Annotated in this window: 5 protein-coding genes; 2 read left to right on the forward strand and 3 right to left on the reverse strand. The window is 35.8% G+C overall.

Annotation, left to right across the window (positions count from 1 at the left end; genetic code table 11):
* Positions 1 to 205: 205 nt before the first annotated feature.
* The 3 genes from lacB to RYL77_RS08910 all read right to left on the reverse strand — a co-directional run bounded on the left by lacB (position 206) and on the right by RYL77_RS08910 (position 1,792).
* On the reverse strand, positions 206 to 724 hold the full coding sequence (gene lacB / locus RYL77_RS08900; protein WP_315011010.1) for a galactose-6-phosphate isomerase subunit LacB: 519 nt from the start codon (positions 722 to 724) through the stop codon (positions 206 to 208).
* Positions 725 to 735: 11 nt separating this feature from the next.
* Positions 736 to 1,164, reverse strand: coding sequence for a galactose-6-phosphate isomerase subunit LacA (lacA, locus tag RYL77_RS08905; RefSeq protein WP_315011011.1), 429 nt, complete (start codon positions 1,162 to 1,164; stop codon positions 736 to 738).
* A 151-nt stretch (positions 1,165 to 1,315) separates the two neighbouring features.
* Entirely contained in the window at positions 1,316 to 1,792 is a 477-nt protein-coding gene (locus tag RYL77_RS08910; RefSeq protein ID WP_315011012.1) for an Rrf2 family transcriptional regulator, read from the reverse strand.
* A gap of 194 nt (positions 1,793 to 1,986) precedes the next feature.
* Here RYL77_RS08910 and RYL77_RS08915 point away from each other — a divergent pair, with 194 nt between their 5' ends.
* Positions 1,987 to 2,901 carry a DMT family transporter gene (locus tag RYL77_RS08915; RefSeq protein ID WP_315011013.1) on the forward strand — a complete coding sequence of 305 codons (915 nt, stop codon included), beginning with the start codon at positions 1,987 to 1,989 and terminating at the stop codon, positions 2,899 to 2,901.
* A 3-nt stretch (positions 2,902 to 2,904) separates the two neighbouring features.
* Positions 2,905 to 3,042, forward strand: a complete 138-nt coding sequence (locus RYL77_RS08920; protein ID WP_315011014.1) for a hypothetical protein — start codon at positions 2,905 to 2,907, stop codon at positions 3,040 to 3,042.
* The last annotated feature ends 237 nt before the right edge of the window (positions 3,043 to 3,279 follow it).

Below are 3,279 nucleotides of genomic sequence, written 5' to 3' on the forward strand. Positions count from 1 at the left end.
GCACAACTGGATTTGAAAACATTGATGAGCTCAATAAAGTTCTTCAAACAACAGCGACTTCATGGAAAGAACGCGTGTAGCACTCAAATTGCGAAAAAAACTTCAGTCTAGGGATAGAAATATCTCTAGACTTTTTGATGACGTAAAAATAACCTTGAGTTAGTTATCCTCAAGGTTAGATAAAATATATAAGAAGGAATGCAAGTTAATCGTGATATTCTCCACGATTCCACTTGGCATTCTCTTCATCGAAGATATGACCATTGGCGGCTACATCTGGGCTCACTTCAGATAGTTTATCAATTTTCGCAATCAATTCCTCTTTTTCAGGACTTGGTTTGTACTTGGTATTGATAAATTCATCTACAATGTTGTTAATGAAATTGATACCTAGGATTGCACCACCGAAAGCAAAAATATTAGCATTGAGATTTTCACGAGCGGAACGAGCAGTCGCAACATCTCCGACAAGTACAACTCGAGTTCCAGGAACTTTATCAGCAGATACAGCAATTCCAACACCTGTACCGCAAAGGGCGACTCCAAAGTCAGCCCGTCCATTGACGACCTCCTCTGCAATTAAGCGACCATAAATAGGATAGTGAGTACGGACGAAATCATAAGTACCAACATCAATGATTTCATGACCTTGTTCTTTTAGGTGTTTCGAAATCTTCATCTTCACATCTGTTACAATGTGATCACAGCCGAGAGCAATTTTCATGGGAATACCTCCTAGCAGAGCTTGTTCAGCATATCAATGCGAACTTGGTGACGACCAGAATCATAGTTGTGCTCAAGAAAGGCTTTGACTATTTCAACTGCTAAAATATCACCTGTAATTCCAGAACCAATTGTAATGATTGGAGTAGAATTGTGTCGAATAGTCATCATGGCAGAGTGTTCATCGGAAACAGCGGCGCAGATAATACCTTTAAACTTATTAGCAGGCATAAAAGAATGCCCAAACTTATCAAAAAGAATAGCACGAGCTTGCTTATATTTTCTAAACTCTGTAATGGCATTGACAGTAGAATCAACGAAATCCGCAGAACCTTGTGTAGAGTTGAGATCAATTACTTCATAATCAGAATGAAGTAGATAATGTTTGACAGTTTCTTTCAGTTGGAAACCATCTTGGTCAGTAGCTAAAATAACTTTCATAAGAACCTTCTTTCTTTAGCTATCCAAAAGCATGCAATGAAATATCATTGTTAACGATATAGAAGATATATTATATCTTCAAATATAGTATAGTCTTTGTAAAATTATTTGTCAAGGATTTATAAAAACTAGTTGAAGAATTTTTCTTCAGCTAGTTTTGGCATTTATTGATCCAATTTCTGATATCGGTTAAATCATAGTTAATCTCAGATTGATGGGCTACCTGGCTTAGTGTAATAGAAGTCAGGGTTGCAACTAAAGTATTTTCAATAACATCAAGAGAGTTGGTTACGACGCATTTTTTAGCTTTTTTTCCTTCCTCGTTACCTAAGAATTTTTTTAGAAGATTTTGACTTTCAAAGATTCGATTTTTTCCTTCTATAGCTACAAATACATCGTAAAAGGTGATTTGGCTGAGGGGTTTAGAAAGAGCAACGCCTCCCTTTTTCCCTCTAACGGATTTAACCAATCCTTCGTTGTCTAATAGTTTTATAATTTTTTTCAAATAAGAATCTGAAACTTCTAGCCGTTCACTCAAGGAAATTGTATTGATATATTTTCCTTCAGGGAGCTGATCTAACATGAGTAAGACATAGACTGACTGTTCCCAACCTGATGACAATCGCATGTTTGTACCTCCATATAAAAAGATAATCGTTATACACAATTACCAGTATAGTCTTTTTTTGTTTTTTTCTCAATACATAGGAGTTTAAAAAAATAATCTTGGAATTTTTTGATAAATCTCTTGACATTCATTTTTAAAAGAGTAGAATAAAAGACAAAAAATATCATCAATATCTTTTGAAAGAAGGGTCAAAAATGAAACGAGGTTCAAATTTTATTTTTTTGATTTCTATATTACTGACCACACTTTTTATGGGGTCGTCTTTTCCAACTGGGAAATATCTCATAGTAGTTGAAAAGACTCCTCCATTATTACTTGGGGGTATTCGATTTATTATTGCTGGGTTAGTGATGTTGGTATTATCGTTTTTATTTGGCAAGGGAGGGGTTATCATCCCTAAAAGTCAAGGTAGCAAGATAAAGGGGTTTATATTGGTTGTGACTATCGGGCTCTTACAGACAGCTGGAACCATGGGATTTCTTAATCTTGCCCTAGCTCATGATGTGTCATCATCAATGTCTTCCATTATCTTATTTACGAATCCTCTTTGGTTAGCTTTTTTAGCGCATTTTTTGTTAAAGGATACATTGACTATTCAGAAGATAAGTGCCTTAGTATTAGGTGTGGCTGGAGTTGTTACTTGTATTGGACTAGATGTATCTGCGTTTCGTTTAGGTGCTTTGTTTGCTTTACTTGGTTCATTTTGTTGGTCGGTCAATACAGTTGTCACCAAGAAAATTCCTTTTGATAATGGTCCATGGATATTTACAGCTTGGCAATTGTTATTAGGTGGGGTATTCCTTTACTTATTCTCAATACCTGTGCATGAAAGTTATAACTTTCTAAATTTAGGATTTTGGGGCTGGGTTTGGTTTATATGGTTAATTATTCCTGCGTCTGTTGGTTCGTTTGGACTGTGGTTTTATAGTCTAGGACAAAGGGGAGCAACAGTAGCTAGCAGTTTCTTGTTTTTAGTTCCAGTATTTTCAACTATCTTTTCTATTATGGGCTTACATGAGCCGTTTACATTGAATTTGGTTCTTGGGGGTTCGATGGTTGTGTTAGCATTGGTATTAGTAAACTGGAAAGTCAAGGGAGAAGAGAAGTAGTCTATGGAAGTTGGAAATGAAATTGTTATTCAAAGTGGAACACAATGGAGTTTTGGTAATGGTGTAGCTCAACATTTTGATGGCATGTTAGACAATCCATTCCTTTATATGATGAAGGACAGGACCTTGTTTGTCATCTAAGCGATTTTTTTATTCGTTACCATTTCTTATGTTATGATCTAGGCTCTGCAACGGGTAATCTGATTGGTAAATTATACCAGCGTCATAAGTCTAAAAAGAAGTTCGTTTTATCGGGATAGAAGAAATTCCAGAAATGAATCAGGTGGCACAATCAAAATTTCCTGAGCTTGAATTTATAACAAGCTCCGTGGAGGAAGCCAGGTTAGAACCCAGCGATTTAATTATTAGCTATTATTT

The sequence above is a fragment of the uncultured Streptococcus sp. genome (genome assembly GCF_963516515.1).
In the GTDB taxonomy this organism is placed as follows: Bacteria; Bacillota; Bacilli; order Lactobacillales; family Streptococcaceae; genus Streptococcus.